5 protein-coding genes are annotated in these 6,218 nt (G+C 73.9%); 4 read left to right on the top strand and 1 reads right to left on the bottom strand.

The window, feature by feature from the left end; all coding sequences use genetic code 11:
* Together HLB15_RS12375 and HLB15_RS12370 are read left to right on the top strand one after the other, a co-directional pair.
* On the top strand, positions 1-653 hold a 653-nt coding region (locus HLB15_RS12375; protein WP_446500409.1), incomplete at its 5' end, for a phenylalanine--tRNA ligase subunit beta-related protein.
* Positions 646-1,518: an SDR family NAD(P)-dependent oxidoreductase gene (locus HLB15_RS12370; protein ID WP_171106077.1), complete on the top strand. Its 873-nt coding sequence runs from the start codon at positions 646-648 to the stop codon at positions 1,516-1,518. The genes HLB15_RS12375 and HLB15_RS12370, both read left to right, overlap by 8 nt.
* 34 nt (positions 1,519-1,552) lie before the next feature.
* On the opposite strand, the gene HLB15_RS12365 is transcribed toward HLB15_RS12370, so the two are convergent.
* A complete protein-coding gene (locus HLB15_RS12365) occupies positions 1,553-2,776 on the bottom strand; it encodes a GDSL-type esterase/lipase family protein (RefSeq protein WP_171106076.1) in 1,224 nt (407 codons plus the stop codon).
* 246 nt (positions 2,777-3,022) lie between these two features.
* Here HLB15_RS12365 and HLB15_RS12360 point away from each other — a divergent pair, with 246 nt between their 5' ends.
* Both HLB15_RS12360 and HLB15_RS12355 read left to right on the top strand, forming a co-directional pair.
* Complete coding sequence (locus tag HLB15_RS12360; protein ID WP_171106074.1) at positions 3,023-4,285, top strand: hypothetical protein; 1,263 nt, start codon at positions 3,023-3,025, stop codon at positions 4,283-4,285.
* Between the two features lie 91 nt (positions 4,286-4,376).
* Positions 4,377-6,212, top strand: a complete 1,836-nt coding sequence (locus tag HLB15_RS12355; protein WP_171106072.1) for a glycoside hydrolase family 15 protein — start codon at positions 4,377-4,379, stop codon at positions 6,210-6,212.
* The last annotated feature ends 6 nt before the right edge of the window (positions 6,213-6,218 follow it).

Here is a 6,218-nt window from a genome sequence, read left to right as displayed (position 1 = left end):
CCGCGGCCGTGCCGCACCAGCCCCGGCTCGTGGCGGGCGTGCTGACCGGCAGGCGCGAGCTCGCCGGCTGGTGGGGTGCCGGGCGTGCGGCCGGCTGGGAGGACGCCCTCGCGGCGGCCCGGCTGGTGGCCGAGCGTGCCGGGGCCGAGGTCGTCACTGTGCCGGACACCGAGCGGATGCCGTGGCACCCGGGCCGGTGCGCGCGTCTCGAGCTCGCCGACGGCACGGTCGTGGGTCACGCGGGCGAGCTGCACCCCAAGGTCGTCGAAGGGCTCGGGCTGCCGGCCCGCGCGGCGGCGTTCGAGGTCGACCTGACCGTCCTCATCGGTGCGGCCTCGGGCGAGCCGGTCGCCGCGACACCGGTCTCCGCCTTCCCCGCGGCCAAGGAGGACTTCGCCTTCGTCGTCGCCGACGACGTGCCGGCCGAGGCGGTCCGCGCCGCGATCGAGGCGGGTGCGGGCGACCTGCTCGAGGACGTCACGCTGTTCGACGTGTTCACGGGCGAACAGGTGGGCGAGGGGCGCAAGTCCCTCGCGTACTCGCTCCGCCTGCGGGCCGCCGACCGCACCCTCACGGCGGACGACGTCCGCGCGGTGCGCGACGCGGTCGTGGAGTCGGCGGCGCTCAAGGTCGAGGCGGTGCTCCGTGGCTGACGCCGTCGCGGAGCCGGGCGGCGCGCCCGTCCCGCCCGCGCGGACCGCGCTCGTCACGGGCGCGTCGCGCGGCATCGGCCGGGAGATCGCGCTCGGGCTCGCGCGGGCAGGGGTGCACGTCGCCCTGCTCGCGCGGGACGCCGAGCTCGTCCGCGCCGTGGCGGAGGCCGTCCGCGCCGAGGGCGTCACCGCCGTCGAGCTGACCGCCGACGTCACCGACCCCGACGCCGTCCGGGCGGCGGTGGCCCAGGCCGAGGCCGGCCTCGGCGCGATCGACCTCCTGGTGAACAACGCGGGCGCCCTCGAGTCCGAGCACGCCCTGTGGGAGGCCGACCCGGACGAGTGGTGGTCGGTGTTCGAGACCAACGTGCGCGGGCCGTTCCTGTTCGACCGCCACGTGGTGCCGGGCATGATCGCCCGGGGCGGCGGGCGCGTCATCGACCTGGCCTCCGGGGCCAGCTCGCACGAGATGCGCGGCGGCAGCTCCGCGTACAACGCGAGCAAGACCGCGCTGCTCCGGCTGGGCACCGCGCTGCACGACGAAGGGTTCGAGCACGGCCTGCGGGTCTTCGAGCTCGCGCCCGGCGTGGTGCGCACGGACATGTCGACCGGCATGACGCTGCACCAGGGCCGCACGGAGTGGACGCCGGTCGAGCGCGTCACCGACGTCGTGAACGCCATCGCCGCCGGCGAGCTCGACGCGTGCTCCGGCTGGTTCCTGCGGGCCTCGGACGACACACCGGCGTCGCTGAGGGAGCGCGCGGCCCGGGCCGCGGCCGAGGGGACGCAGGCCACCGCACGACGTCTGCGCGTGCTGCCGGCCGGGAGCGACGACCCGATGGCCGAGGCGCTCACCGGACGCTGAGCACACGCCACGGCGGGCGCGTCGGCTCAGCGACTCACCGCGGTCCTCGTGCCGCGTTCGCCAGGAGGCCGAGCGGGATCGACCGGGCGATCGCCGTCTGGCCGGCGATGTTGGCGTGCACGCCGTCGCCGGTGTCGTACGGCGGGTAGATCGAGTCGTGGTTCGCCGGGTCGCGCAGCACCGCGTCGAAGTCGAGCACGCCGTCGCACGTGCCCGAGCAGCTGTTGCCCTGTCGGACGAAGGCGTTGACCGTGGCACGGTGCGCGTTCTGCTGGTCGGTGTAGCCGGGGCGGGGCGTGATCGGCGTGACGAACACCTTGATGCCCGCGGCGCGCAGGCGCGCGAACGTGTCCCGGTACGCGGCGATGATCGTCTCGCCGGTGCAGTTGTTCGCGATGTCGTTGGTGCCGTAGTAGTAGATGACCGCGCGCACGTCGTGCAGCGCGAGCACGTCGCGCTCCAGGCGGGAGACGCCGTCGTTGCCGTCTCCGGCGCAGGCGGGGGAGGCCGTGGTGCCGGAGATGCCCTCGTTGACGACCGCGAACTGGCGGTGCGGCGGCAGCTCGTCCGCGACCCGCTGGGCGAGGGTGTCGGTCCAGCGCTGGAAGACGGCGGGCGGCGGGCAGCCCGGCCCGCAGCTGTCACCGCCCACGCCGTCGACCACGGAGCTGCCGTACGCGACCACCGTGCCCGCACCCGTGTCGTGCAGCACGTCCACCGCGCTGACCAGGTAGGTCCAGCCGTGCGTGTCGGGGAAGCCCGCGCCCGAGGCGTCACCCGTGGTGTCGCCGCCGCCGGGTGCCGAGAAGTAGTTGGTGCGTCCGGCGAGGTCGTGCAGCATCATCCGGGTGGGGCCCGCGAGGTAGAAGCTCACGGCGACGTCGGCCAGGTCGGAGGTGGCCAGGTTCACCGGGTCGCTCCAGACCTCGCCGCCCGCAGGGATCGACACCGTGCCCGATCCGCCGAACGTCACGGTGCGCAGGCTCTCCGGCCGGACGGCGGCGCCACCGGCGCTCAGCCCCGCCGTCGTCCGGTCGACGACGAGCGGGGCGGTGCCGAACTGGTTCTGGAGGCGCACGCGCAGCGCCTTGCCGCCCTGCGTCACCCGGGTCACGATCCGGACCGACCGGTTCTCGAACGTCTCGGGTCCCAGCCCGGACGCCCGCTGCTGGGACTGGGTCCAGGACGTCGACCACGTGTCGGCGTGCCGCGCCTTCGCGGCGCCGGCCGAGGTGCCGCCGCCGACGGCGACGGCCATCGCGGCGAAACCTGTGATCAGGGCACGTGCAAGGTATCGGAGCTTCATCGATCCACCCGCTTCGCATCTGCTGGTCGAGTACGCGGCGTGGCACGGCGCCCCGCCAGACGGAACGTATGACCCGGGCACCGACCTGTCAACGCTGTCATCACCTGACGGACGCCTGAATTCGTGGCCGGTTTCACCCGGCGTCCGTACGGTGGAAACGCAGGAGCAGTCCCCTCGTACGTGACAAGGAGACCCACCATGCGCCACCGCCGTCGCCGCACCCTCGCCGCGAGCCTGGGGCTCGCCGCCCTGCTCGCCGCGGCCGTCCCGGCCACCGCGAGCTCGGCCCCGCTCGAACCGGCGGACTCCGGGCAGAGCGCCGCGGACCCGTCCCTCGCCGCGGTCACGCCGCTCACCGCGAGCAACTTCCGGTACACGCTGTCGCGCACGTCGTCGGGCCTCCTCTCGGCGCTGGACGCGGCCCTGCCGAACGTGACCCTCGGGGCCGTGGCCGACGACGCGAACCGCACGCCGTCGTGCCCCGACGCGCCGTCGGTGACCCACCGCACGGCCTACTACTGCTGGAACGAGGGCGACCGGACCACGAGCGCCTGGTACCCGCAGGGCATCACGACCAGCTCCGACGCCCTCGGCGCAGGCACGTGGGACGGCAAGCGCCTCAACCTCGTGAGCTGGTACGACCACGCGGACGACGGCATCGACAAGGGCGTCCGCCTCAGCGTGTCGAACCTGTCGGCGAGCGCGTCCGCGCCGCCGTACCGGCACCTGCTGCTCGTCGAGCCGAGCGGGACCACGAGCGCGCCGTCGTACAAGCCGGTCGACATCCACGCGGGCGGCATCATGTGGTACGGCAACCTGCTGTACGTCGCGGACACCACGGGCGGATTCCGTGTGTTCGACCTGGACCGCCTGTGGCGGGTGTCCACGGGGGACGCCTCGAGGATCGGCCGGCAGGCGGACGGGTCGTACCACGCGTTCGACTACAAGTACGTGCTGCCGCAGACGGCGAAGTTCACCGACTCGACCGTGGGCGAGTACGCGCAGCTGCAGCACTCGTCGGTGTCGCTCGACCGCACGTCGACGCCCGACTCGGTGGTGGTCAGCGAGTACCGCAGCAAGGACGACCTGGCCGAGGGTGCTCAGGTGCGCACGATCCGGGTGCCGATCGACTACACGGACCGGCTGCTCGAGCCGGCGTCGGACGGCGTGGTCAAGGCGACGGAGGCCTACCGCACGGACCTGGAGAGCGTGCAGGGGTCGACGGCGATCGACGGCGAGTTCTTCTTCTCCCAGAGCGACGGCTCGAACCACTCGGACCCGAGCTCGGACGGTGACCTGCACACGTTCGTGGCGCCGTCGGGCTCGCTGGTGCGGCACGGCGACGCCCTCACGGTCGGTGCGGAGGACCTGTCCTACGACCCGACGCGTGACTACCTGTGGTCGCTCGGCGAGTACCCCGGCTACCGGTGGGTGTACGCGGCCGACGCGTCGTCGTTCTGAGGCTCGAGCCGGGCGCGCGCCCCATCGGTTCGCATCGACCGGTGTGTTCCTCGCCTGGTGAGGGCGCATGCCCGCCCCTAGTGTGGGGTCGATGACGCGTCGGATCGAGGACTACGGGATCGTCGGCGACCTGCAGACCGCCGCGCTGGTCGGGCGCGACGGCGCGGTCGACTGGATGTGCCTGCCGCGGTTCGACTCACCGGCCTGCTTCGCCGCTCTCCTCGGGGACGAGAGCCACGGCACGTGGCGGCTCGGGCCCGCGGAGGGCGGCGACTGCACGCGGCGGCGCTACCGGGACGGCACGCTCGTCCTGGAGTCCGAGTGGGACGTGCCGCAGGGGCGGGTGCGCGTCATCGACCTCATGCCGCCGCGTGGCGACCAGGCGGACCTCGTGCGCATCGTCGAGGGTGTGCGGGGCCGCGTGCCGATGAGCACGGAGATCCGGCTGCGGTTCGACTACGGCAACGTGGTGCCGTGGGTGACCGAGGAGGCGGGTGCGCTGCGCGCCGTGGCGGGCCCGGACTCCGTGCGCCTCGACGCGGGGGTCGCGCTGACGCACGACGGAGTCGCCGAGGGGTCGGTGCTCCGGGCCGACTTCACGGTCGGGCCGGGCGAGCGGGTGCCGTTCGTGCTGACCTACCACGCGTCGCACCTGGCCACGAAGCCGCCCGTGACGGCGACCGCCGCACTGCGCGAGACCGAGGAGTTCTGGCGCTCCTGGATCGGCCGCTCGACCTACGACGGCCCGTGGGCCGACGCCGTGCACCGCTCGCTCGTCACCCTCAAGGCCCTGACGTTCGCCCCGACGGGCGCGATCGCCGCCGCCGCGACGACGTCGCTGCCCGAGGAGATCGGCGGCTCCCGGAACTGGGACTACCGCTACTGCTGGCTGCGCGACGCGGCCTTCACGCTGCAGGCGCTCGTGGGCACCGGCTTCGTCGAGGAGGCGCGCGCCTGGCGGGCGTGGCTGCTGCGCGCGGTGGCAGGCGACCCGGCCGACCTGCAGATCATGTACGGGCTCGACGGCCGCCGACGCCTGCCGGAGTACACCATCGACTGGCTGCCCGGCTTCGCGGGATCGGCCCCCGTGCGCATCGGCAACGGCGCCGTCGACCAGCTCCAGCTCGACGTGTGGGGCGAGGTGCTCGAGGCCCTGCACCTGGCGCGCGAGGCGGGCCTGGAGTCGGACGCCGAGGCGTGGGAGCTGCAGAAGGCGCTGCTCGACCATCTCGAGAAGCACTGGGACGACCTCGACAACGGCCTGTGGGAGGTGCGCGGGCCGCGCCGGGCGTTCGTGCACTCCCGGGTCATGGCGTGGGCGGGCTTCGACCGCGCCGTGCGCGCCGTCGAGGAGGGCGGGCTCGAGGGCGAGCCCGTCGAGCGGTGGCGGGCCGTGCGCGACCGCATCCACGCGGACGTGTGCGCGCGGGGGTTCGACCCGGCGCGCAACACCTTCACCCAGTTCTACGGCTCGGAGGGGCTCGACGCCGCGCTGCTGCTCATCGGGCAGGTCGGCTTCCTGCCCTGGGACGACCCGCGCGTGGTCGGCACCGTGGAGGCGGTGCAGCGCGAGCTGAGCCACGACGGCCTGCTGCTGCGCTACCGCACCGCGGCCGACGACCGCGTGGACGGCCTGCCCGGCGAGGAGTCGACGTTCCTCGTGTGCAGCTTCTGGCTGGTCGACGCGCTGCACGGCATCGGGCGCCGCGACGAGGCGGTCGCGCTGTTCGAGCGCCTGGTCTCCCTGACCAACGACCTCGGGCTGCTCAGCGAGGAGTACGACCCGCGCACCGGAGCCCACCTCGGCAACACCCCGCAGGCGTTCAGCCACCTGGGCCTCGTCAACAGCGCCCTGCGGCTGGGCCGCGGCGTCACGGTGCGCGACGAGGAGGCCGGCGTGGCCGGGACCGGGGCGACCCACCGATGAAGGAGA

It is taken from the genome of Promicromonospora citrea (genome assembly GCF_013004695.1).
GTDB lineage: Bacteria > Actinomycetota > Actinomycetes > Actinomycetales > Cellulomonadaceae > Promicromonospora > Promicromonospora citrea.
Note: the sequence above shows the minus strand (reverse complement) of the source record. Positions and strands in the feature narration are given on the sequence as shown.

Coding starts and splice junctions, on each gene's coding strand:
- HLB15_RS12365 (WP_171106076.1), bottom strand. CDS start 2,776: ATGGCCGTCGCCGTCGGCGGCGGCACCTCGGCCGGCGCCGCGAAGGCG.
- HLB15_RS12360 (WP_171106074.1), top strand. CDS start 3,023: ATGCGCCACCGCCGTCGCCGCACCCTCGCCGCGAGCCTGGGGCTCGCC.
- HLB15_RS12355 (WP_171106072.1), top strand. CDS start 4,377: ATGACGCGTCGGATCGAGGACTACGGGATCGTCGGCGACCTGCAGACC.